The sequence below is a fragment of the Treponema succinifaciens DSM 2489 genome, from assembly GCF_000195275.1.
Lineage (GTDB): Bacteria > Spirochaetota > Spirochaetia > Treponematales > Treponemataceae > Treponema_D > Treponema_D succinifaciens.
This window is the reverse complement of the sequence record NC_015385.1, coordinates 420,170-444,366: the sequence shown is the minus strand read 5'-3', so window position 1 is coordinate 444,366 and position 24,197 is coordinate 420,170. Positions and strand designations below refer to the sequence as shown.

The following is a 24,197-nucleotide window of genomic DNA, read 5'->3' as shown; positions in this document are numbered from 1 at the left end:
CTCTTCAACCTAATTTGCAACTAGCCCAATATTACTACAGAAAAAACAATTCCTCAATGCAAAAAATCAACCCAAAGGAAAAACAAAAAAGGCACTGCAATGCGACAAAATGCCTATGCAATGCCTTGTAATCTTTATAGAAAAAATTAGTACCAAATTCCAGCCTGATCTTCCCAGTCAACAAGTTCTTCCGGCTTGAAAAACAATGCGATTTCTCTTTCTGCGCTTTCGTCGCTATCTGAAGCATGGATTATATTATGAGAAGTGTGGCAACAGAAATCTCCACGGATAGTTCCAGGAGCCGCCTCAGCAGGATTTGTTGCGCCAGTAATTTTTCTAACCAAAGTAACACAGTCATCGCCCTGCCAAACCATTGCAACAACAGAACCGCTTGTTATGTAATCAAGAAGCGGATCATAAAAAGCTTTTCCCTTGTGCTCAGCATAATGCTGGGAAGCAAGATCCTGACTTATGTTCATAAGTTTCAGCCCAATCAATTTAAGACCTTTTTTCTCAAGGCGGCTAACAACTTCACCTACGAGCCTGCGATTCAAAACGCCAGGCTTTAACATTGTAAAACATCTTGTACTCATATTCAGATTTTAACAGAAATTTCCTTGTTTTTCAACGGGTAATAGACTTTCCCAAAAACCTAATCTATACTAGCAACAGAATGACTATAGAAAAAAAGGAAATCATCGAGCTTCAAAAATCCGTAGAGCGAAAAATCGAAGAGCTTCAGCTTTCTGCAAAGCCGGACTCAGCGCAAATATTCGATTTGAATATGCTTGACTCAAACATCTCGCTTTTTCTTCTTGCTGCGGAATTCAAAGACGATCCACTTGAGTTAAAGCCGAGCGACAAGCTGATTATAGAAGCGTTAAAAAAATTCAGAAGCGGATCAACAAAGGAAATTGACATTGAAACTTTCGCAAAAGAAGCCGCGACCGCCGCAAATGAAATTTTAAGTTTAATAGATCAGTTTGAAGAGCGGATTGAAGATTCCACGGAAAAAATTTTCTGCGCAAATCTAAAAGCCCGTTTGGATTCCGCATATAGTTCAATTCAGCAAATTGCTTTTTTAAAAAATGAAGGAAAGAAAAATCTTAAGCTTTGGCAGACTCAGGAAATTCCGCTGCCAGTTTCAAATGCCGGAAAAATTCTTGGAAAAATAAAATCTGAAAAAAAAGCCGCCGCTTCCCGCGCAAATGGAAAAAAAGGCGGACGTCCTTCAAAAAATCCTCAGCAGACAAAAAAAACCGTTGCCAAAAAGACAACGGCTAAAAGAACTAAGTCAACTGTTTAGTTTGCAGAACCTACAAGACACATCCATTCGGCTTCAGCGCAAAGAACATCACCTACAAAAGCTTTGCCCGACTGCTTTACCATTTTTGGACTTACACGCAAATTTGTAACTTCCATTCTTACAGTATCGCCCGGACGAACCTGATTGCGGAATTTAACCTTGTCAACTGTAGCAAGGAAAAACAAGCTGCCTTCAGCAAAAGTTTTCTGCAAACTCAATGCTGCTCCGCCTCCCTGCGCCATAGTTTCAATAAGAATCACGCCCGGAACTACAGGATACTGCGGAAAATGTCCTTTAAAGAAAAAGTCTTCATCTGTAAATTTTCTTGTGCAGACGCAGCCTTTTTCATCATAGCTTTCAATTGAATCCACAAACAAAAATGGTTTTCTGTGCGGAAGAAGGCTTTCTATATCAGTAAATCTTTCCATGTTTTTACTCGCTGACTTTTTTGAATACAACAATTCCGTTGTGTCCGCCGAATCCGAAGTTTCCGCTCATAGCAACATCAATATTCATGTCGATTCCTTTGTTCGGTGTGTAGTCAAGATCGCATCCGCCTTCAACATCAACTTCATCAAGGTTGATTGTCGGAGGAATATATCCTTCTTCAATTGCCTTTACACAAATCATAGCTTCAAGCGCGCCGGCATCACCAAGACAGTGTCCGTGCATACTTTTTGTTGAAGAAATATGAAGTTTCTTTGCAGCCTCGCCGAATGCCATGTGGAGCATTGCAGTTTCACCGGAATCATTCAAGTGAGTTGAAGTTCCATGCGCATTGTAATATGTAACATCTTCTGGTTTTACACCGGCATCTTTCATTGCCAAAGTCATTGCGCGTGCGCCCATAATTCCGTCTGGATTAGGAGCTGTAAGATGATAGCCATCGCAAGTTGCGCCATATCCGGCAAATTCAGCATAAATTTTTGCACCGCGGGCTTTTGCGTGCTCGTATTCCTCAAGAACAAGAATTGTCGCGCCTTCGCCCATAACAAATCCGTCGCGCTGCTTGTCAAACGGACGGCAAGCCTTTGATGGATCATCTGCCCATTTTGAGCTTAAAGCCTGAAGAACTGTAAAGCCCAAATTTGCAAATCCGTTCTGTGTAGATTCAGCTCCGCCAGCAAGAACAATGTCGCTTCTTCCTGCACGGATATTGTCCAAAGCCTGTCCAAGAGCGTCTGAACCAGAAGCGCAAGCTGTAGCTATTGTGTGAGCAACTCCGTGAAGTCCAAATTTTATGCTGATATTTGCGGCAGCTTCATTTGGAATAAGCTGAGGAATTGTCATTGGTGGCATACGCTTAAATCCAGAGTCAAAATAACTTTTCATGCTTGATTCTGTAATCTCAAGTCCACCGATTCCAACTCCAAGATAAACAGCAGCATTGTCCAAGTCTTCCTTGTTGTCTGTAAGATTTGAATCATCCAAAGCCATTTTTGCAGCGGCTACAGCATATTTTGAAAATCTTGCCATTTTTCGTGCTGACTGAGGATCCATGTATTTGTCAGCCTCAAAATTTTTTACTTCCGCAGCATACTTTACTTTAAAAGCAGAAGCATCATAATGTGTAATAGTTGCGATTCCGCTTTTTCCAGCTCTTATAGAGGCCCAAGTTTCTTCAACGCTGTTTCCGATTGGCGAAACACATCCAAGTCCAGTTACAACAACTTTGCGCATAATTTTCTCCGTAAAATAAATTAATTAATATAATAGATTTATAAATGAAAGATTTAAGCTCCCATTCCACCGTCAACACCAATAACCTGAGCAGTTACATAAAGGCTCAAGTCAGAAGCAAGGAACAACGCCGCGTTTGCAACATCTTCAGGCTTTCCGGCTCTCTTTAAAGGAATTCCTTCAACCCATGCCTTGCGTATTTCTTCTTTTACAGCATTTGTCATGTCTGTTTCTATGAAGCCAGGAGCAATGCAGTTTACACGAACACCACGACTTCCAACTTCTTTAGCAAGCGATTTTGAAAACGCAATAAGTCCGCCCTTGCTTGCAGAATAATTCACCTGCCCGGCTCCGCCATGAATTCCAACAATTGAAGCCATGTTGATTATAGAACCTGATTTTTTGTGAATCATATCATTTGAAATAATCTGGCAAACAAGAAAAGCCGAAGTAAGATTTACTGCAAGAACTGAATCCCAGTCTTCCTTTTTCATTCTAAAGCTCAAAGTGTCGCGTGTAATTCCTGCATTGTTTACAAGAACATCAAAACCGCCAGACTCACCAAGCGCATTTTTCACCGCCGTTGTAAGAACTTCCGCGTTTCCTGCGTCTGCATAAAATTCATGGAAAGCAGTTCCATTCTCCGCAGCAAATTTTTCAAGCTCAGCTTTTCCTGCGGATTCTTTTGTGCACATTCCCCAGACTTCGCATCCATTTGCAAGAAAAACTTCAACAATCTTACGTCCGATTCCACGTGAAGAGCCAGTAACCAAAGCCTTTTTGTTTTTTAAAAGCATATTTTCTCCAATAACAATTACAGATTATTTACAGATTCAGTTGTGTTAACTGGCAAAACTGCAATCGAAGCGTTGTAGTCAGTGTTTCCCCAAAGTCCAGAAAGAACTTTTCCAGGACCAACTTCAAGAGCTGCCCATTTGTCAAAACCGTCAGCTTTCATAACAGAAGCAAGGCAATCTTCCTCATCTGTCCAAAGTACTGGATTTGTAAGATGAAGAACTGCGGATTTTTTTGCTTCCTCGCCGGAAACACATTCTTTTCCTGTTACATTTGAAAACAATTTGATTTTCGGGTCGTTGAAGTTAACATCTGCAATAGCTTTTTCAAATTCTACAGCGGCATCCTGCATCAAAGGCGAATGGAAAGGACCTGCAACCTTTAAGCGGACTGCACGGCGCGCTCCAGCTTCAGAAGCAGCTTTTTCAACAGCAGCAAGGGCATCAAAAGTTCCGCTCACAACAGTCTGCTTTACACTGTTCATGTTTGCCGCATAAGCATCCTTTATGCCAGAAGCTATTTCCTTTACTTTTTCGGGAGGAAGACCAAGAACTGCTGTCATTCCAGGAGCATGACCTTCGTTTTTTGCCGCGATTTCCTCGCATACTTTCTGCATTATAAGTCCGCGCTGACGTACAACTTTTACAACATCTTCAAATGACAAAACTCCTGCCGCATAAAGAGCCGGAAATTCTCCAAGGCTGAATCCCATTGCCGCAGAAGGCTCAATATTTTTATCTTTTAAAGCAGCCATCAAAGCAAGAGAAGCCGCTGTTATGGCAATCTGGCTGTTGTCAGAACGGCTAAGTTCCGCCGCATCCGATTCCCACAAAAGTTTTGCCATATCTAAATTTATAATGGAAGAAACATCATCAATAACTTTCTTTGCTGAAGAAAAAGATTCAGCAACGTCTTTTACCATTCCTGGAGCTTGTGCGCCTTGTCCCGGAAACAAAAATGCGTATTTTTCAGCCATAATTACCTCTTCTATGAATTTTATTTTATTATGACAAAAAAAGATAAAATGTCAAGTATTTTCTTTTTACAGAGCCTTTGTTTTCTGTGTAAAAATAGAATTTAATAAAAACAAAAAAAAAGCCCCTGCATTTAGCAAGAGCCTCTATAGAAATAATAGAATAAAACAAACTATTCAGTTAAAATCTTTATAACTTCCGCTTTGTCCTGAGTATTCAGAATCTGAGCGCGCTTGTCGGCAGATTTAAACAAAAGGCTGACTTCAGCAAGGAACTGAAGATGCGGACCAGTTTTGTTTACAGGCGACAATGTCATAATAAATATGCGGCAAGGTTCCTGATCCAAACTGTCAAAATCAACAGGATTGTCTGAAACTCCAATACAAGCAACCAAGTCAGAAACTGTGTCAGTTTTTCCATGCGGAATTGCAATTCCATGCTTCATACCGGTAGACATCTTACGCTCACGGTCAAGAACACACTCCTTTGCAACTGCTTTATCTGTTACTTTCCCGGCTTTCACGAGAATATCGAGAAGCTCGTCAATAATTTCTTCTTTTGTAGTTCCCTTTAAATGAAGGTCTACTGTGTCAGGTGTTAATACAGTTCTTAAGTCCATATTAATATCTTATGTTCACATGGAAAATTTGTCAAGTTTAAATATGCAATGTTAAAATTTTTAACAAAGTAAATTTTTTAGGAAATTCTAGAAAATCTGCGCGGAATCTTTTCTAAAATCAAGCGGCGTCGTCTTGTAATATTTATGGAAAGTTTCGCAAAAGTAGCTTGTTCCAGAAAAACCGCATTCATAGGCAATTTCTGTAATCGGAATGTCAGTCTTGCAAAGAAGCTCAGTGCTGACTTTAAGCCTGTATTTTATAAGATAAATTATCGGTGATTCTTTTAAATACTGGCTGAAAACTGAAGAGCATTTGCTTTTGCAGCAGAATCCGGCGGAAGCAATATCTTCAAGTGAAATTTTCTTCTTATAATTATCCTGAATAAAAACCATCATCAGCTTTAAAGCGTTAAGTCCGGCTGAATTTTGCAGCGAAGTTTCAGATTTTATGTCCACGCTAGAATATATTAGCTCAAATATGCTGAAAAAATTCCGCTGCGTTATAAACTGCCAAGTCTTTGTTTCTTTCTTTAGATGAATTTCTTTTAGAAGTTTTATAATTTTATTTTGCCATTGGACTTTTCGGCTCAGCTTTATAAAAGGGTAATTCGAATTGTACGTAAACGGCTTTACAAATTTTTCATCGAAATTTTTATTGGAGCAAAGCAACGAAGGGTTTAGCAAAATGCAGATAAACTCGCAGTCTTTGTGCTCCGCTGAAAATCCGTAGTGAACTTGCCGGCTGTTCACAAAGATTGCGTCTCCAGCTTCAATTTCAATTAAATTTCCATTCACGTTGTAAGTTTCAAGGCCATCAAGAACAATTATAAATTCCCAGTCCTCGTGCCAGTGAGTACAGCCTTTAAAATCAGGATAGAAAGATAAAAAACCGCTTGTAATATACGCAGGAAAAGCCGGGTCGTTATACGCAACATTTTCTGACAAATCCACATTGAAAGTTGAATAGCGTTTCAAAAACTGCCTCTTAAAAAAAATGGAAGATTGTTATATTAATTTAGCATATAGTTAAAGATTTTGAAAGCAAACAATGTTAATATTGATAAAAAACAGGTGTTGTTTTTTTTAACATTTTTTACTTGAAAATTATTACGGGGGCCTTTATGACATTTGCAGAAAAAATTCTTGAAGCCGCACAGGAAGGAATCGTACTTCTTAGGAACAACGAAAATACGCTTCCGCTTTCAGAAAATGAAACTGTCTCTATTTTTGGAAGATGCCAGTTTGATTTTTACAAATGCGGAATGGGTTCTGGAGGTTCTGTTCGCTCACCTTATTCCACAAATTTAACAGACAACATTCCAATGGCAAACAAAGAGCTTGCAGAAATTTACAGAAACTGGATAAAGGAAAATCCGTTTGACAATGGCGGTGGCGGATGGGCAATGGAGCCTTATTTTCAAAAGGAATTTTATGTTTCTGCGGAGCTTGCAAAAAATGCCGCGAAAGTTTCAAAAAAGGCGATTTTCGTTGTGGGAAGAAATGCCGGCGAAGACAAAGACTTTACAAAAGAAAAAGGCTGCTGGCTTTTAACTGACGAAGAGCGAAACGTAATCAAGGAAATTTGCTCGGCATTTGAAAGCGTAATAATTGTTTTCAATTCATGCGGAATAATCGACACAGCTTGGATTGACGATGAAGAATTTTCTGGAAAAATAAAATCCGTACTCTACGCTTGGCAAGGCGGTCAAGAATCCGGAAGAGCCTGCGCAAATGTTCTGTGCGGAAAATCAGTTCCATGCGGAAAACTCACAGATACAATCGCAAAATCAATAGACGACTATCCTTCCACAAAAAATTTCGCAACACAAAATGAATCTTTTTATATGGAAGATATTTATGTCGGCTACAGATATTTTTCAACATTCGCAAAAGAAAAAATTTTGTTTCCATTTGGATTCGGACTTTCTTACACAGAATTTAAAACTGAATTTGTTTCTTCTTCTGTAGAGGGAAAAAATATAAACGTAAAAGTCCGCGTGGAAAATATCGGAAAAAAATTCAGCGGAAAAGAAATTGTCCAGCTTTATGTTCAAGCTCCGCAGGGAAAACTCGGAAAGCCCTCAAAAGTTCTTGCCGCATTCAAAAAATCAAATTTGCTAAAACCAGGCCACTCGCAAGAGCTTGAGCTTTCATTTAATTTGGAATCAATTGCTTCTTATGACGACTCTGGAATTTCTGGATTTGAATTTTCGTTTGTTCTTGAAGAAGGAAAATATTTTGTGTTCATGGGAACTGATTCTGAAAACGCAAAGAAAATTCCTTTGGGAAGCAGCGATTGTATTTCACTTGAAAAAACTTACGCTACGGAAAAACTTTGTCAGGCGCTTGCTCCAAGAAAAGCTTTTTCAAGAATCAAGCCTGCACAAATAAAGCCGGACGGAAATTATTCAATTCAAGAAGAAAATGTTCCGCTTGAATCGTTTAGTCTTGAACAACGCATAAAAGAAAATCTCCCAAAAGAAATTCCATTCACGGGAAACAAAGGAATAAAATTTCAAGACGTAAAGAAAAATCCTGAGCTGCTTGAAAAATTTGTTGCCCAGTTGAACAACGAAGAGCTTGCAACTCTTGTACGCGGAGAAGGAATGATGAGCCGCAAAGCGACAATGGGAATCGCTTCAGTTTTTGGCGGCGTAAGCGAATCTCTTTACAACTACGGAATTCCTGTTGCAGGATGCGCGGACGGACCTTCAGGCATAAGACTAGACACAGGCAAAGAAGCTTCTCTTATGCCAATCGGAACTTTGCTGGCCTGCACTTGGAATCCGCCTCTTGTTCAAGAGCTTTTTGAATTTGAAGGACAAGAATTAAAGCAAAACCAGATTGACACAGTTCTTGGACCTGGAATAAACATTCACAGAAATCCACTTAATGGAAGAAACTTTGAATATTTTTCTGAAGATCCGCTACTCACTTCTGAAATGACGCTTGCGATTTTAAAAGGCGTTTCAAAAGAAGGTCCGTTTGCAACAATAAAACATTTCGCCGCGAACAGCCAGGAAACACAAAGACACGAACACGATTCAATTGTTTCAGAACGTGCATTGCGAGAAATTTATCTTAAACCATTTGAGGCTGCTGTAAAACGTGGAAACGCACAGTCAATTATGACAAGCTACAATCAAATCAATGGACACTTTACGGCAAGCAACTACGATTTAAATTCAACAATTCTCCGCAAAAACTGGAAATACACAGGCATTGTAATGACCGACTGGTGGGCAAGAATAAACGACTGCGTAAAAGGCGGAAAAGGAGAAATTGAACTTACAGCTTCGATGGTCCGCGCAAGAAATGACATCTACATGATTGTAAACAACGACACTGCGGAAAAAGACGGAAACAACGACAATATAAAGTCAAGCTTAAAAAACGGCGAGCTCACAACTGCGGAACTTCAAGTTTGCGCAATGGACATTATAAAATTCCTTGCAAAAACTCTTGTTGCAGAACGCAAGCTTCGTCCGCTAAACAATATTCCAGTCTTTGCTCCAAAAGCAGAAAATCAAAATGCAAAAAATCCAGCTCAGGAAAATTTCAGATTTCTTTGCAACGGGGAAACAAAAAGAATTTTCTTTGCGCCGGAAAACGGAGTTTACAATGTGCTTGGAGTTTATTCAAAGCCAACTGATGTGGACAAAGTTTCACAATCTGTATGCAACGTTCTTATCGACGGAAAACCAACATTCGCATTTGAATGCCGTTCAACAGAAGGAAAAGAAACTAGAGCTGTAATCGGGCAAGTTCAGCTTGAAAAAGGCAACTACGAAATTTCGCTTGAACATACAAAGCCCGGAATCGAAATAAAATTCGTTGCATTGTCAAGAGATGTTTCTGTTTCATCTGGAATCGACTATTTAAAGTCCGAATAAAAAATGCCTCTTTGGAAATTCATATAGCCAGCTAGAAACTGCTGCTGTCTGAATTTCCATTGCGGCTTCTTGTACATAAGTTTTTTTTCTATTAAAATAGATTCATTATGAAAGCTATAGTTACTGTTGTTGGCGCAGATAAAGTCGGTATAATCGCAAAAGTTTCAGCGTATCTTGCAAAGCATTCTATAAACATTGCGGATATTTCTCAGACAATTTTAAGTGGAAATTTTGTTATGATGATGATGGTTGATTTTGACAATGCAAACATCGGAATCGACACTGCAAGAAAAGAACTTGTTGAAGAGCTTGGAACTCTTGGCGTTGAAGCAAACATAATGAATGAAAAAGTTTTTTCTGAAATGCACAGAATTTAAAAACAAAAAACTCCACTCTGAAACTCAGAATGGAGTTAAAACCAAACACACACACTTTTAAACCAACTCGAGGAATTAGTTTAAACCTGTGCCTGTTGCTGGCATTTTTTATAAGACTGCAATGCAAGATGCAAAGCAGTCTATTTTTTATGCAGTTTCTCCAAGAGACTTGCATTCAGCAAGAGCAGCTTCATCTGGTGCAAGCTGAACTTTCAAGCCTTCGCCATTTACAACAGTCGCACCCGAAGCAGAAAGACGTTCAACCCAAGTTCTAAGCCACTGTCCGTCGCCCCAATCATAAGAACCAAACACAGCAACTTTTTTTCCGCTCAAGCCGCCTTCAAGATTCGTGTAGAATTCTTCCATTGAATCCTCAAGAACCTCATCTCCCATCGCAGGGCTTCCGAGTATAATAACATCGCAAGCAAGAACATCCGAAACATTCGCATCGCTTGCAGTCGACATCAAAAGTTCCGCACCGCAAGATTTTACACCTTCAGCTACAGCGTTCGCCATTGCCTCTGTGTTTCCAGTTGTGCTTGCATAGATTACAGCTTTCTTCATATCTACCTCACATAAAATTTATTGTTTTGCAAATTGCTTCAAAATTGTTTCCAGCTTCTAAAAGGCTTGAGCATAAAGCAGAGCATTTTTTGTAAAGCTCCATTTTTTTTACTGCTTCGGCTACATTTCCGTAGACTGCCCAAGCCCCGGAAAATTTGGTTTTCGTTCCTGAATATTTCTCATATCCAACAACATCTTCCAAAGGATATCCAAGGAAAATTCCAATCTCATGCGGAAAAATTTCGCAGTAAGAAAGGCGTTTCAAAAGTTCATTCAGAACATTTGAAATTCCATTGTCTGTAAAATAGCCTTTTAAATTCAAGTATGACAAAACTTCAGGCTTTGAAAGAATTTTCTGAACAAGCTTTTCGTCATAAATGAAAAGCAAAAAAAGATTCTCTCCTCTTCTTGCAATTTTTATTTTTTTCTGACCGTCCTCAAGGATTTTATTCCACAGAAGAATTTTTTTGTATTCACAAAACAAAACTTCTTTTGAAACAGAAACAAGACTCGAAGGCTTTACTCCACACAAAGTCGGTGCACCTAAGTGAATTACTGTCTGCTCAAAAGTTTTCATACAACCTCAAAAAAAATGCGGGCATATCACATCAGTGGCTGTGTAAGGAGATGTAAACTTAGGATTAAGAACCGTAAGTTTATATGCCCGCTAATAATAAATACAAGTTAGACTAAACTAACTTATAAAGTTAGCATATAGTAACTAAAAAAGATTGTCAATCATTCTGGAAAAATTTTATCAAAAAAAAATCCGCCATTCTAAAACAGAATGACGGATAAAAAATGCAGGCTAAGAAAAATTATATTTCTGAAAGTTTCTTTTGAACGAGGGAACTTGCTTCTGCCGGATTCGCCTTGCCTTTGGATTCTTTCATAACCTGTCCCATAAGCCAACCGACAACATTTGTTTTTCCAGACTTAAAGTCGGCTACAGCTTTTGGATTTGCTGAAATAACTTTATCAACAATTGCTTCAATTGCTCCGCTGTCGCTTACAACTTCCATGCCTTCAGATTTTATAATTTCCGCCGGCATTTTGTTTGTCACAAGCATTTTTGCAAAAACAACTTTTCCTTGTGCGCTTGAAATTTTCTTTGAGTCAATCGCATTTACAAGTTCCGCAATATGGGTAGGAGTTATAGAAACGTCGTTGATTGTTTTTTTATCTTCATTCAGTTTTGCAAGAAGCTCGGTAAGAATTATATTTGCAGTACGCTTTGGATTTTTTGTTCCGGCAGCAGCTTCTTCAAACCAAACAGCCAAGTCGCGGCTAGAGGTCAAAGTTTCAACATCAAAATCAGAAAGTCCGTAGTCCTTCTTTAATCTTGTGCGCTTTGCTTCTGGAAGTTCTCCGACTTTTGACTTTGCATTTTCAATAAGCTCCTCGCTTACACTGAACGGCTTTATGTCCGGCTCAACAACAAAGCGGTAGTCAACAAAAGAATTTTTTGTGCGCTGAACAACAGTCTGGCCTTTTGCTTCGTCCCATCCCATTGTAACTTTAAATCCCGGATTGAATTCCTGACGGTCTTCCTGAAACTCTTTAAGCTGACGCTGAGCTTCGTAAGCACAGGCATCACGGATTGAACGGAACGAGTTCAAGTTCTTGATTTCAGAAATCGGAGTGTGGTAAAGTTTTCCGTCTTCCCAAACATTCAAGTTGATGTTAGCATCGCATCGCATATTTCCTTCTTCAAGGTTTCCGTTTGTAACTTTAACATAGCGCAGAATTTCCTGAACAGTTTCCATAAAAAGTGCAGCTTCTTCCGGGCTTGTCATATCAGGCTTTGTTACAATTTCAATAAGCGGAGTTCCAGAACGGTTGTAGTCGATGTAAGAATGCGAACCCTGCAAGTGCAACGATTTACCTACGTCCTCTTCAAGGTGAATGCGTTCAACACGAACGCGGCGGTATTTTCCGTTTTCAACAATGCAGTCATTGCCTATGAAATTTTTTGTGCGGCATTTTTCTGAACCAAACTGCTGTTCCTTTGGATACTTGTGCATCGGAAGATCAACATATCCATCGTGGCAAAGTGGAATATCATATTGCGTTATCTGATAGCCTTTCGCAAGGTCAGGATAAAAATAATGCTTGCGGTCAAATTTTGTAAAGCGCGAAATCTCGCAGTTAAGAGCAAGTCCCGCAACAGAGCCAAGCTCAACATATCCTTTTGAAACACGAGGCATCGCTCCAGGAAGTCCAAGGCAGACAGGACAAACGCGGGTATTTGGCATTCCTCCGTAACGGTTTTCACAGGCACAGAACGCCTTTGTTTTTGTCAAAAGCTGCGTATGAATTTCACAGCCGATTACAATTTCATATTTATCGATAGAAGGCATTTTTACTTTTCCTCCGCAACAGGAATTCCGCATCCCTTATGCTCGTTTTCCCATGCTTGGGCAATTTCAAGAATTTTCATTTCGCTGAACATAGGTCCTGCAAACTGAATTCCAACAGGCATATTTCCGTTTTCCAAAGAAGTTCTTCCAGCCGGAACAGACAAAGACGGAATGCGGGCAAGATTTACAAATGTCGTGAACAAGTCGCTAAGATACATGGCAAGCGGGTCATCAACTTTTTGGCCGAGTTTAAAAGCCGGAGTCGGACAAGTTGGACAAAGAATCAAATCGAACTGCTCAAAAAGCTTTGCAATTTCACGCTGAATGCGGGCACGCACAGACATTCCCTTTTTGTAAGTATCACCTGAAAATTGCTCAGATAAAACATAGTTTCCAATTATGATTCTGCGCTTGACTTCCGGACCAAAACCGTTGCTTCTTGTGTCCACATAAAGCTCATCGTATCCCTTGCCGTTATCGATTCTGTTTCCGTAGCGGATTCCATCAAAGCGGCTCAAGTTCGATGCGGCTTCAGACAAAGCAATTACGTAATAGCTTGCAATGGCGGCATCAAGAATCGGAAGGTCAACAACTTCTATTTTTGCGCCTTTGGACTCAAACCAGCCGCGGGTTTCTTCAAAGACTTTTGCAACATCGGCATTCATTCCTTTTGATTCAAGGAACTGCTTTGGAACTGCAATTTTCAGTTTAAAAAAATCAGAGAAAGCATTAACTGAAGGCTTAGCGTCAGGCAAATCGGCGGAAGTGTCGTCATAAAAATCAACACCGCTCATAACGCTCAGCGGAAGCGCAATATCCTGCGGAGTGTGTCCAAGAATTCCAACTTGATCCAAAGAAGAGCCGTAAGCTACAACTCCCCAGCGGCTTAGAACACCATAAGTTGTCTTAAGACCGTAGATTCCGCAGTAGCTTGCAGGAAGACGGACAGAACCGCCAGTTTCAGTGCCAAGAGCAAACAAAGCCTGATTCGCAGCAACCGCAGCAGCAGGACCACCGGAAGAACCTCCAGAAACATAAGCGCGGTCAATAGGATTTCTTGTAGGCCCGTAAACTGAATATTCAGTTGAAGAGCCCATTGCAAATTCATCCTGATTGCATCTTCCAATCGGAATTGCGCCGGCTTTTTCAAGGCGGTTTATTACAGTCGCGCTGTACGGAGCAACATATCCTTCAAGAATCTTGCTTGAGCAAGTAAGCTTTTTTCCGCGCACAGAAATATTGTCTTTTACTGCAAATGGAATTCCAAGAAGAGGCTGTTCATCAAAAAGTTTTTCAAGAGAACCGCTGCTTCTAGCTTCTGAAATTTTCTGGTCAGCAGCTTCCGCAGACTTTAAAATATCATCATAAATTTCCAAAAAGGCATTAAGCGGCAATGCTGAATTTTTGTCAGCTTCAAAAGTCTCCTTGGATTCCTTTACCAAAGCCACGCTTGAAGTTTCTCCGCTTTTTAAAGCCTCTACAGTTTCTCTTATAGTCTTGTACTTCATCTTACGCACCTTCTCCCAGAACTTTTGGAACCTGGAAATATCCGTCCATAAAATTCGGCTCGTTTATTTTCTTGACATCGTGCATCTCAAGCCCCGGAACAATTTCGTCCTCGCGCAGGCATTCAGCCTTTGTTGTAGGATAAGCGTCATAAGGATTTTCGCTGTCATCGTATTTAGAAAGAATATCAAAGTATCCTACAATTTCGTCCACCTGCTTTTTTAAAGTGGCCATGTCTGTGCTTTCCGGGGAAAGACGTGAAAGGTATAAAAGTTTTTCCAATGTTGATTCGTCAACGGTACGTTTATTTTCACTCATGCCGCGATTATACAAAATTTAGAACGTTTAAGCAATTTAAGGGCGGATTCATTTCTTGGACAAAAAACGGCTTTAATTGCTTAAATGCAAAAAAAAATGTAAACTTTATCTTGTGTGAAATTTTTTCCGTCTAATAAAGAAAAAAGATGAAAGACTATTATAAAATCCTAGGCGTTTCAAGAACAGCGACAATCGCAGAAATCCGGTGCGCGTACAGAAAGAAGGCAAAGATTCTGCATCCAGACATCACGGGCGAAGATTCAAAGGCTTTCCGCGAACTTGTAGCAGCCTACGAAGTTTTGTCCGACATAAAATCACGCGGACTTTTTGATGAGTCAGTTTTATTCAAGCAGAGCAATTTCCACCGCGAAAAAAATTTTGAATCATTCGACTACAGAAAATGGCTTCTAGACCGCACCGATGATGAAAGCCGAGCCAAGCTGATTTTTTTTGACCTTTTGCATAACAACGAAGATGAAGCTGTAAGGGAATTCAAAAGAATGAATATGGAACGCGTTGGATTCAGGCTGTCAAGATGGTTCACGCGGGAAGACTTTATGGACTACGGCTTTATTCTTGCGGAAGAGCTTGTTCTTAGGCAGGAATACTACGATGCGGTCATTCTTCTGGACCAGATTATACGGATGGAATTTTCATTTGAATATTTCAAGCTTTTTTTTCCGGAAGTAAAGAGCCTTGCACGGCATATTCTTCGGAACAACATTGAAGGCGCCGTAAACGATGAACTTGCAATAGACGCATGGGAGCGCGCGCTTGAACTTAGGTTCGGAAAAAATGATGATGCATTTTTTCTTTTAAAGATTGCGGATTCTTACGAGCGGATTGGGGATTTTCAGACTGCCAAAACATGCAGAAACGAAGCCTCAAGAATTTCCGCAGAAGCAAAATAGGAAATCATGGAGTTTATATATGATACGTTTAAAAAATGAAGAGCAAATCAATGGAATCAGAAAAAGCTGCCACTTGCTTGCTGATTTATTCAATGAAATTATTCCAAAGATAAAACCCGGAGTAAGCACAAAGGAAATCGATGACTGGTGCGTAAACTTCGCAAAAAAGTTCGGGGCGACTCCGGCCTGGTACGAAGAAGACTTTCCGGGTTGTGCGTGCATAAGCATAAACAATCAGGTTATCCACGGAGTTCCTTCCAAAAAGCGGATTGTAAAGGACGGCGACATTATTTCGCTTGACATCGGGTTGAATTTAAAAGGCTACATTTCAGACAGCACACACACAGTTCTTGTAGGAAATGTAAAGCCTGCGCACCAAAAACTTTGCCGTGTTACACGCGAATGCCTTTTGGCTGGAATTGATGCTTGCAAGGCGGGAAACAGAATCAGCGATATTTCAAACGCGGTATATGACATTGCTTACAACCAGAACAAATACGGAGTTGTCTATGAATACTGCGGACACGGAGTCGGTCTTGAAGTCCACGAAGATCCAAGCGTCTGCAACTGTCCTTCAACTGGTCCGAATCCGCGCATTCAAGCCGGAATGGTTCTTGCAATTGAGCCAATGATTAACGAGGGAACTGCTGATGTTGATATTGAAGAAGGAAGCGAGTGGACAGTTGTTACTGCGGACGGTTCTTGGAGCTGTCACGAAGAGCATACTGTTGCGGTTTTTAAAGACCATACGGAAGTTCTTACTGACTTGGACTACAACGGAAATTCATGCTTAAAATAAAACACTAAAATTTGAATAGATTTTCAGGAGTTTAATTATGGAAAAAATCAAAATGAAAAATGCGATTGCCGAACTTGACGGAGATGAAATGACAAGAGTTCTGTGGAAGGTCATCAAGGAAAAACTTCTTGAGCCTTACGTTGAACTTAATGTTGAATACTATGACCTTGGCTTAAAGAACCGCGACGACACAGACGACAAAGTAACTTATGAAGCCGCAGATGCAATCAAACGTCTTGGCGTGGGAGTAAAATGCGCCACAATCACAAGCAACGCAGCCCGCATGGAAGAATACAAGCTCAAGCAGCTTACACCTTCACCAAACGGAATTCTCCGTGGAGAACTTGACGGAACAGTTTTCAGAGCGCCGATTTTTGTAAAGAATATTCAGTGCAATGTTTCTTCATGGAAAAAGCCGATTGTTCTTGGCCGCCACGCTTATGGAGACGTTTACAAGAACTGCGAAATAAAAACTCCGGGAGCCGGAAAAGCCGAGCTTGTTTTCACAAGCGATGATGGAAAAGAAATAAGAAAAACAATTCAAGTTATGCGCGGTCCAGGAATAATTCAGGGAATCCACAACTTGGACGATTCCATAAGAAATTTTGCACGCTGCTGTTTTATGTATGCCTTGGACAAAAAAATCGATGTATGGTTCGGAGCAAAAGACACAATCAGCAAAATCTACGATGGAAACTTCAAGGCAATTTTCAATGAAGTATTTGAATCCGAGTTCAAAGAAAAATTTGAAAAAGCCGGAATAGAATATTTTTATACGCTCATTGACGACGCAGTTGCACGCATAATGAAATGTGAAGGCGGAATTCTCTGGGCTTGCAAAAACTACGACGGAGATGTTATGAGCGACATGATTGCATCTGCCTGCGGAAGCCTTGCAATGATGACTTCAGTTCTTGTTTCCCCAAATGGAGAATTTGAATATGAAGCCAGCCACGGAACTGTTCAAAAGCATTACTATAAATATTTAAAAGGTGAAAAAACTTCTACAAATCCAGTCGCATTGATTTTTGCCTGGACAGGAGCGCTTGCAAAACGCGCAGAGCTAGACGAAACTCCGGAACTTGCAGAGTTCGCCCGCAAGCTTGAAAAGGCAACTCTCGATGTTATTGAAGAAGGAACAATGACAGGCGACCTTGCACGCCTCGCAAATCCGCCAGCAAAGAAAATTGTAAACAGCTGGGAATACATTGATGAAATTGCAGCAAGAATGGAAAAGTAAAATTTAACTTTAACACTTCTCAAAGCTTCAAAAGTCCGCCAAAAGGAATATTGAAATTTCTACAAAGAGTTTCGTATTCCTTTTGGTCGCTTTTATTTTTAAGGCTTGTTACAAAAAAACTCATGTCAGGCGGAAGAAATTTTGGTTCACGCTGATTTTCTAAAGAAGTGATTTTTACAACTTCAAGAGCGTGGTTTGAAACTCCGTCCCGGCTATCCACTACAAAAACTTTTTTTCCGGCAACAGTAGAAAAATATTCTTTTATATCTTCCGCCATGTGAGTAAAATGCGTGCATCCAAGAATTATAGTATCGCAACCGCATGAACAAAAAAAATCCACGGCAGGCTTTACAGCGGCAGTCCGTTCCTCTTTTGAAGCATAAAACAAATCATGTTCTATAAAAGTTATCAAGTCAGGATCTCCCCGATTGAACACTTCATATCCAGAAGCAAAATCAGAAACCAGTTTTTTGCAGTAAGGATGTTTTACAGTTGCGTTGGTTGCGAGCAGTCCGATTTTTTTGTTTTTAGTAACTTTTGCAGCAAGCTTTATCGCAGGAACAGTTCCAACAATAGGAACATCAGGAAATCTTTCTCTAAGCTGATTCAATGCCGTTACGCTGATTGTATTGCAAGCAATGACAACAATCCTCGGATTCCACAGGTCAAGAATTTTTTCTATTGATTCAGAAGCGCACAAAGTTACTTCCTCCTCTGATTTTTCTCCATAAGGAAAATGAACAGTGTCGCCAAGATAAACACATCTTGATTCAGGAGATTTTTCTTTCAGCGAAAGCATATAAGGAATGCCGCCTGTCCCGCTGTCTAAAAACGCAAAGTCGATTTTTTCACTCATAAAAACCACAGAATATTTTTTCAGTCTTTATTTCAAAGACGAAATTTTATAAGCAATCGCTCCCCAAATTCTAGCAAAGAAATTTACCTTTTCACTTTTTCTGTCAGTAACAAGAGGAACTGTATTTAAAATTCTTCCGTCAAGTGAATATGACAAAGTTCCAAACTGAGTTCCTTCCTCAAATTCTCCAAATATACTTTTGGGAATATTTGCAGTAACATGAATTTTTTGAGCCGCTTCTTTTGGCGAAACCCCAGAAATAAATGGAACAGAAAAATTTTCACTTTTTGCAGGAACAAGACAAACACTTTTCAAAGAAGAGCCTGCAACTCCCACAGAAAAATTATGAGGCTGCTTCGCAATATACGGAGAAAATTTTGAAAACGCATATTCCATTAAATTAGTTCCGTCTTTCACTCTGTAAATATTTCCCTGTGCGCTTCCAATTCCCGGGCCTTTCATTGTAACAGAAATATAGCGGACACCGTTTCGTTCCGCAGTAAGAGCAAGGTTAAAGCCGCTTTCATAAATAAAACCAGTTTTCAATCCGTCGCAGCCATCAAGAGAACCGAGCAGCTTGTTTGTGTTGTACTGAATCACAGCCTGACTGTCACCGTTTTTTTGTGCGGATTCCCTTGGAAGATTTTTTGCAAGCGGATAACGCAAAACTTTTTGGGAATGAAATTCAGTAATTGCAAACGGAAATCTTTCTATATATTTTCTGCAGAAAGCCGCAAACTCTTTTGCGGTTGTAATATTTTTTTCGCTGTAGCCACTTGATTCCACAAATTCAGTTTTTACCAAACCCATTTTTTTTACAGTCTGATTCATCCGCTCAACAAACGAATCCATGTTTCCGCAGACATATTTTGCAACAGCAATCGAAGCATCGTTTCCGCTGGCAATCGCAAGTCCCAGCAAAAGTTCTCTGAGCGTCACTTTCTGCCTTTCGTCCAAGAACATTATCGAAGCGTCACTTGGAAGATTTCTGGCCCAGCTTTCAGGCGGAAGTGGAACAACATCATCAAGAGAAATTTCACCATTTTCAACAGCTTCAAAAACAACATACATTTCCACAAGCTTTGTCATTGAAGCCGGCGGAATTTGAACATCAGCATTTTTTTCAAAAAGAATATTTCCCGTTGCAAAGTCAACGACAATCGCGCTTTCTGCATTCACAAACAAATCTGCTGGAACATACTGAAACGGAAGCTCTGAAACAATATCTGTGCGCTCAGGATATTTCTTGTCCAACGACTGCTCAAGAAAAGCCTGCTGTTCCAAAGAAAGCGGTTCTGGATTTTTTGGATTTAAAAGTTTGTAAACAGAAAGTGCCTGCACCACAACAACGATAAAAACAACAGATAAAACGGAAAAAATTATTATGCGCTTTTTTTTCTTTTTATTGCTATTGATATTTTTATTTTCATCTATGTTGTTAAAAAAATCTGATGTGTAAGTTTCCATTGCTAAACTCTGCTGCTCCTATTCCTTAAAACCATATCTGCCAAAGTGATTGCGGTCATGGCTTCCACAACAGGAACAATTCTTGGGCAAAGACAAACATCGTGTCTTCCCTCAATTAAAATATCACATTCATTTCCGTTTACATCAACAGTTTCCTGAGAAAGATAAATGCTTGGAACAGGCTTTACGGCAACTCTAAAAATTATATCATCGCCTCGGGAAATTCCTCCGAGAATTCCGCCGGCATTATTTGTTTCAAATGAAAATCCGCTTCCCATAAAATCGTTGTTTTCAAGTCCGTTTGAATCAGCACAACCGAATCCACTTCCAAATTCAATCCCTTTTATTGCGCCAATCGACAAAACCGCATGGGACAAAACCGCATCCAACTTGTCAAAAACCGGCTCGCCAAACCCGGCCGCCAAACCTTTTACAACGCACTCAACAATTCCGCCGCAAGAATTTTTTTTCTGTTTAAACTCCTCAACTTTTTTTTGCATTAAAGCAGCAGCGTCTTTATCAGCAGCCCGCATTGCATTCTGTTCAATTTCAGAAAAATCAACTTTGCCGCTTTTTATTCCCGCAGCTTCTTTTGTATATGCAAAAATCTGGATTCCCAAACTTTTCAAAAACATTTTTGCAAATGCTCCAGCGGCAACCCTCGCACAGGTTTCTCTTCCACTGGATCTTCCGCCACCCCTGTAATCCCTTATGCCGTATTTTTTATAATATGTAAAATCTGCATGCCCAGGCCGAAATTTATTTTTTATATTTTCATAATCTGATGAATGCTGATTTGAATTTCTGATTAAGATAGCTATCGGAGTTCCTGTTGTTTTACCTTCAAACACACCGCTTAGAATTTCTGCAAGGTCGTCTTCTTTTCTTGCAGTAACCGCCGCGCTTTTTGCACCCGGTTTTCTCCGTTCCATTTCATGCTGAAGAAATTTTTCGTCTACTGAAATTCCGGCAGGACATCCGTCTATAATACAGCCAAGTCCTGCACCGTGGCTTTCTCCAAATGTTGCAACTTTAAAAATTTCTCCAAATATATTTCCAGACATAATTTTTCCTTGAAAAGAAAATAACAAAATTCTCAAAAGATTTTAACGCAATTTATTCATCAACTCAACACGGCTGTGAACTTCAAGTTTTTTGAAAATCTTTTTGTTGTGGCTTGCAACAGTTCCAGGACTTATAAAAAGTTCCTCCGCAATATCCTTGTCGCTTTTTCCAGAAATCATAAGTTCAGCAATTTGCTTTTCCCTTGAAGATAATTTTTTCATAAAGTCCTCTGATTTTTCTTCGCCAGTTTTTATCAAAGTAACTTTCTTTTTCTTTTCCAAATTTTTCTGCTCTTTTTTCTTGGACGGAGAAAATCTAGTTTTGTTTATTATCACGCTGGAATCTTTTGAATTTTCAACACGCTTAAAATCAAACACAACTGAAAATTTAAACTTGCTGTCATTTTTTGAAACAGACAAATCTCCGCAGTAAAATTTTGCAATGCGCATAAGAAATGTAAAATTACGTCTTTCATTTTCAGTCTCTATTCGAGAAAGAGCTTCTTCAATAGTCTGTGAATCCATTGTATTCGAAACTGAAAAAACAAAATTTTCCTCATCGCCTTTCAACGAAACTGAAACTTCTGTATTCGGAACAGAAACCTCAATTACAGAATTCAAAAACGATATAAAGAAAAGCTCCACAACTCTCATGTCCGCAAGAATCACAGTTTCAGGTTGAATGTCCATAGAACAAGAAATCGCATTTGGCTTGGACGAACAAAAAATTTTGGAAGCCTGAATGCAGCTCTTAAAAAAATCCGCAAGAAGAATCGGCTGATTTTCAATTTCAGTTTCATCATTGCACATTCTAAGAGCCGCAATCGTGTCGCTGATTTTGGCAGAATTGATTTTAATTCTTTCTATGTAACAAGTATTTTTCGGAGTGAAAACCTGAGCAGAAAGAATGTCAGCCATACTCAAAGTCTGCGCCGAATCAACTAAAATATTTTTCAAAAGACGCTCAATCACATTCTTTTGCTCAAGAAGATTAGAATTTTGAGCCTTGATTTTTTCAAGCTCAACTTTTGAATTACGAGATTCCTGGCGGATTTTATAAGTTATAAAAAAAAGCGAAGGCATTGTAATCATCAAGTAAAACAAAAATGAAATTAAAAATTCATCAGAACAAATAAAATCGAAAAAAACATTGTTGTCTTTAAATCTTAAAATCCTTATAAGTTGAGTCAGCATCGAAAATAAAATATACGGAATCCAAAGCAAAAGTATTATCCGTGCATTTTTTTGCATCGCCCTGAAACACATAAATATTGAAACAATAAAAAAAACTTTTGTCGTTACAGAAAGCGCGGCATAAGAATAAAGCATTGTCTGGTCAGATTTCACCGTTAAAAGGACAACAAATATAACAACTATAAGCTGAATTTCAACTGGAGAAACTTTTTTATAAACGAATTTTGAATTTCCTTTTAAAACTGTATCTGCGGAAAGAATTAAAAACATCAGACTAAAAGTTTCAAAATAATACGCAAGCCTTGTTGAAAATGAAAACGTATTTAAAAAATTCCACAAGAATACAGATCCTATTCCTTTTAACTGAAGATGAAGCAAAATGTAAAACAAAGCCGCCATTGACAAAAAAAACGGCATTGGCCGGCGGACAGCAATCGCATATATAAAAAGTAAAGAAAAAATACAAAAGCTTATTCCCAGGATAATGTAAAGTTTTGCGAAATAAGTTCTTCGTGAATTAAAAAAATCAAGTTCATTAACAAGCTTAATATATATAAAATTTCCATTGTGATTTTTTATTTTTATCCTAAAGCGAGTGTCATCGTCATATCCTGAATTTCTAAAAACAGGAAACGCCTGAAAACTGTCCGGAACTTCTATTTCGTCTGTTGAAATTTTATGTCCAATTTTTCCAATGTAAAAAAACTTTCCTCCACGCCTTTCATAAAATTCCGCGGAATCTATATATTCATTTCCAAGGCTTACAACGCAATGCTGAATTTCTGAAATTTCAGGCTTTATTTCAATCCACAGGTTTCCATCATAAAACCCCGGATTTACGGGATTCTTTACAGTCTTAAACAAACTGTCATCGAGTTCACTAACGTCTTTCTGCGCAGTTTTATCAATGAACTGCTTTACTTGGATTGGAATTTCTTTTCCTGCTGATTTTTTTATTTTTGCACACAAAGGCAATAAATTGCATACCAAAAACAAAGATAAAAAAAGCAGATATTTTTTATTTTTCATAACTGAATTATAACCCAAGTTATTCTAAAATCAAATAAAATTTACCATATTTTAGGTATAAAACTACCATTTGCATGGTATTTGAAGCGATATTTCTCATCTCTATTATTCAAATCAATAAAGTTGAAGAGATTAAATATATAGTTTTTCACATATAAGTTGAAAAACAAAGACCGTTCTGATTGAAGTGCAATTCACTTCGTTTTTCAGGGCGGTCTTTTTTATTAAAAAAGCAATGGCAGAATTTTCATTGCGTTGCTTTTTTTCTATAAAAATGCAATAATTATACAAAAATATTTGGAGGTCCCTATGATTAAATTGCGCGGTGCTTTTACAGCAATGATTACACCAATGAACAGTGATGGTTCAATAGATTACGAGGGCTTCAGAAAAAATGTAAAATTTCAGCTGGAGCAGGGCATAGACGGTCTGGTTCCGCTGGGAACGACGGCAGAAACTCCGACTCTTGATGAAAAAACCGGCAGCGAAGAAGACAAGATTATCGAAATTGTATTCGAGGAAGTCCGCAAATTTGAAAAAACCTCTGATAAAAAAATTCCAGTAATTCTTGGAGCTGGTTCAAACAACACAAAAGATGCAATTCTCTATTGCGAACGAGCAAAAAAAGTTGGAGCAGACGCGGCGCTTGTTGTAACTCCATATTACAATAAGCCGTCAAAAGAAGGTATCTTCCGCCACTTTGAAGCAGTCTCAAAAGTAGGAATTCCGATTGTTGTTTACAACATTCAGGGACGAACAGGACTTAATATTCCTACAGACTTGATGGAGCGCATTGCGGAGCTTCCGAACATTGCAGGCGTAAAAGAAGCAAGCGGAAACATTTCGCAGATGATGGATGTGATTGCAAAAATAAAGTCAAAGAAACAGGATTTCGCAGTTCTTTCTGGAGACGATGGACTTACACTTCCACTCATGGCAACTGGAGGAGACGGAGTTATTTCCGTTGTTTCAAATCTTGCACCTGCACTTGTAACACAAATGGTTACTGAAGGACTTAAAGGAAACTTTGACAAAGCAAGAGAAATTCATTACAGGCTTCTTCCGTTCTTTAAGGCCGCCTTTGTGGATGGAAATCCGACTTCCATAAAATATGCGATGAGCATCAAAGGTTTTTGCAAGCCTTGCGTCCGCCTTCCGCTTGTTGAAGTAACGGATTCTGCGAAGAAGATTATTGAAAATGCATTAAAGGAATGCAATCTGTAGATTATAAAAATGGAATTCATC

General features: G+C 39.1%; 23 protein-coding genes. 7 read left to right on the top strand and 16 right to left on the bottom strand.

From position 1 onward, the window contains the following. Positions 1-146: 146 nt before the first annotated feature. Positions 147-593, bottom strand: coding sequence for a nucleoside-diphosphate kinase (gene ndk, locus TRESU_RS02095; RefSeq protein WP_013700670.1), 447 nt, complete (start codon positions 591-593; stop codon positions 147-149). An 80-nt stretch (positions 594-673) separates the two neighbouring features. On the opposite strand from ndk, the gene TRESU_RS02090 reads away from it, so the two are divergent. Beyond that, positions 674-1,306, top strand: a complete 633-nt coding sequence (locus tag TRESU_RS02090; protein ID WP_013700669.1) for a hypothetical protein — start codon at positions 674-676, stop codon at positions 1,304-1,306. Here TRESU_RS02090 and fabZ read toward each other — a convergent pair. From fabZ to TRESU_RS02060, 6 genes are all read right to left on the bottom strand, one after another. Continuing rightward, positions 1,303-1,734, bottom strand: a complete 432-nt coding sequence (gene fabZ, locus TRESU_RS02085) for a 3-hydroxyacyl-ACP dehydratase FabZ (RefSeq protein WP_013700668.1) — start codon at positions 1,732-1,734, stop codon at positions 1,303-1,305. The genes TRESU_RS02090 and fabZ overlap by 4 nt on opposite strands. A gap of 4 nt (positions 1,735-1,738) precedes the next feature. After that, positions 1,739-2,986 carry a beta-ketoacyl-ACP synthase II gene (gene fabF, locus TRESU_RS02080; protein WP_013700667.1) on the bottom strand — a complete coding sequence of 416 codons (1,248 nt, stop codon included), beginning with the start codon at positions 2,984-2,986 and terminating at the stop codon, positions 1,739-1,741. Between the two features lie 53 nt (positions 2,987-3,039). Continuing rightward, positions 3,040-3,783, bottom strand: a complete 744-nt coding sequence (gene fabG / locus TRESU_RS02075) for a 3-oxoacyl-[acyl-carrier-protein] reductase (protein ID WP_013700666.1) — start codon at positions 3,781-3,783, stop codon at positions 3,040-3,042. A 17-nt stretch (positions 3,784-3,800) separates the two neighbouring features. After that, complete coding sequence (locus tag TRESU_RS02070; RefSeq protein ID WP_013700665.1) at positions 3,801-4,757, bottom strand: ACP S-malonyltransferase; 957 nt, start codon at positions 4,755-4,757, stop codon at positions 3,801-3,803. Between the two features lie 170 nt (positions 4,758-4,927). After that, positions 4,928-5,374 carry a PTS sugar transporter subunit IIA gene (locus TRESU_RS02065; RefSeq protein ID WP_013700664.1) on the bottom strand — a complete coding sequence of 149 codons (447 nt, stop codon included), beginning with the start codon at positions 5,372-5,374 and terminating at the stop codon, positions 4,928-4,930. A gap of 87 nt (positions 5,375-5,461) precedes the next feature. Continuing rightward, a complete protein-coding gene (locus tag TRESU_RS02060; RefSeq protein ID WP_013700663.1) occupies positions 5,462-6,349 on the bottom strand; it encodes an AraC family transcriptional regulator in 888 nt (295 codons plus the stop codon). A 146-nt stretch (positions 6,350-6,495) separates the two neighbouring features. On the opposite strand from TRESU_RS02060, the gene TRESU_RS02055 reads away from it, so the two are divergent. Together TRESU_RS02055 and TRESU_RS02050 are read left to right on the top strand one after the other, a co-directional pair. Further along, positions 6,496-9,267, top strand: a complete 2,772-nt coding sequence (locus TRESU_RS02055; RefSeq protein WP_013700662.1) for a glycoside hydrolase family 3 protein — start codon at positions 6,496-6,498, stop codon at positions 9,265-9,267. A 107-nt stretch (positions 9,268-9,374) separates the two neighbouring features. Further along, positions 9,375-9,644, top strand: coding sequence for an ACT domain-containing protein (locus TRESU_RS02050; RefSeq protein WP_013700661.1), 270 nt, complete (start codon positions 9,375-9,377; stop codon positions 9,642-9,644). A gap of 147 nt (positions 9,645-9,791) precedes the next feature. On the opposite strand, the gene TRESU_RS02045 is transcribed toward TRESU_RS02050, so the two are convergent. The 5 genes from TRESU_RS02045 to gatC all read right to left on the bottom strand — a co-directional run bounded on the left by TRESU_RS02045 (position 9,792) and on the right by gatC (position 14,392). Beyond that, positions 9,792-10,208, bottom strand: a complete 417-nt coding sequence (locus tag TRESU_RS02045) for a flavodoxin (RefSeq protein WP_013700660.1) — start codon at positions 10,206-10,208, stop codon at positions 9,792-9,794. Between the two features lie 7 nt (positions 10,209-10,215). Continuing rightward, a complete protein-coding gene (locus TRESU_RS02040) occupies positions 10,216-10,785 on the bottom strand; it encodes a DUF3793 family protein (RefSeq protein WP_013700659.1) in 570 nt (189 codons plus the stop codon). Positions 10,786-11,026: 241 nt separating this feature from the next. Next, positions 11,027-12,568 (bottom strand): Asp-tRNA(Asn)/Glu-tRNA(Gln) amidotransferase subunit GatB, encoded by a 1,542-nt coding sequence (gatB, locus tag TRESU_RS02035; protein WP_013700658.1) that lies wholly within the window; start codon positions 12,566-12,568, stop codon positions 11,027-11,029. A 2-nt stretch (positions 12,569-12,570) separates the two neighbouring features. After that, positions 12,571-14,076 carry an Asp-tRNA(Asn)/Glu-tRNA(Gln) amidotransferase subunit GatA gene (gene gatA, locus TRESU_RS02030; RefSeq protein WP_013700657.1) on the bottom strand — a complete coding sequence of 502 codons (1,506 nt, stop codon included), beginning with the start codon at positions 14,074-14,076 and terminating at the stop codon, positions 12,571-12,573. A 1-nt stretch (position 14,077) separates the two neighbouring features. Continuing rightward, positions 14,078-14,392 (bottom strand): Asp-tRNA(Asn)/Glu-tRNA(Gln) amidotransferase subunit GatC, encoded by a 315-nt coding sequence (gene gatC, locus TRESU_RS02025; RefSeq protein WP_013700656.1) that lies wholly within the window; start codon positions 14,390-14,392, stop codon positions 14,078-14,080. Between the two features lie 146 nt (positions 14,393-14,538). Here gatC and TRESU_RS02020 point away from each other — a divergent pair, with 146 nt between their 5' ends. From TRESU_RS02020 to TRESU_RS02010, 3 genes are read left to right on the top strand one after another with little or no spacing between them, the layout of a single operon-like run. Then, positions 14,539-15,303: a J domain-containing protein gene (locus tag TRESU_RS02020; protein ID WP_013700655.1), complete on the top strand. Its 765-nt coding sequence runs from the start codon at positions 14,539-14,541 to the stop codon at positions 15,301-15,303. Positions 15,304-15,322: 19 nt separating this feature from the next. Next, complete coding sequence (gene map / locus TRESU_RS02015) at positions 15,323-16,102, top strand: type I methionyl aminopeptidase (protein ID WP_013700654.1); 780 nt, start codon at positions 15,323-15,325, stop codon at positions 16,100-16,102. A 37-nt stretch (positions 16,103-16,139) separates the two neighbouring features. Then, positions 16,140-17,342: an NADP-dependent isocitrate dehydrogenase gene (locus TRESU_RS02010; protein ID WP_013700653.1), complete on the top strand. Its 1,203-nt coding sequence runs from the start codon at positions 16,140-16,142 to the stop codon at positions 17,340-17,342. A gap of 19 nt (positions 17,343-17,361) precedes the next feature. Here the strand turns inward: TRESU_RS02010 and murI are convergent, their stop codons facing one another. Genes murI through TRESU_RS15350 form a run of 4 tightly spaced genes read right to left on the bottom strand, consistent with a single transcriptional unit; the run spans position 17,362 to position 22,952 of the window. Next, positions 17,362-18,198: a glutamate racemase gene (gene murI, locus TRESU_RS02005; protein ID WP_013700652.1), complete on the bottom strand. Its 837-nt coding sequence runs from the start codon at positions 18,196-18,198 to the stop codon at positions 17,362-17,364. A gap of 27 nt (positions 18,199-18,225) precedes the next feature. Next, the gene (locus TRESU_RS14015; RefSeq protein ID WP_013700651.1) at positions 18,226-19,665 is read right to left on the bottom strand and encodes a D-alanyl-D-alanine carboxypeptidase family protein; all 1,440 of its coding nucleotides are present in this window, start codon (positions 19,663-19,665) and stop codon (positions 18,226-18,228) included. 2 nt (positions 19,666-19,667) lie between these two features. Then, entirely contained in the window at positions 19,668-20,729 is a 1,062-nt protein-coding gene (gene aroC, locus TRESU_RS01995; RefSeq protein WP_013700650.1) for a chorismate synthase, read from the bottom strand. A gap of 42 nt (positions 20,730-20,771) precedes the next feature. Next, positions 20,772-22,952, bottom strand: coding sequence for a LuxR C-terminal-related transcriptional regulator (locus TRESU_RS15350; protein WP_013700649.1), 2,181 nt, complete (start codon positions 22,950-22,952; stop codon positions 20,772-20,774). 309 nt (positions 22,953-23,261) lie between these two features. Here TRESU_RS15350 and dapA point away from each other — a divergent pair, with 309 nt between their 5' ends. Continuing rightward, on the top strand, positions 23,262-24,176 hold the full coding sequence (dapA, locus tag TRESU_RS01985) for a 4-hydroxy-tetrahydrodipicolinate synthase (protein WP_013700648.1): 915 nt from the start codon (positions 23,262-23,264) through the stop codon (positions 24,174-24,176). The last annotated feature ends 21 nt before the right edge of the window (positions 24,177-24,197 follow it).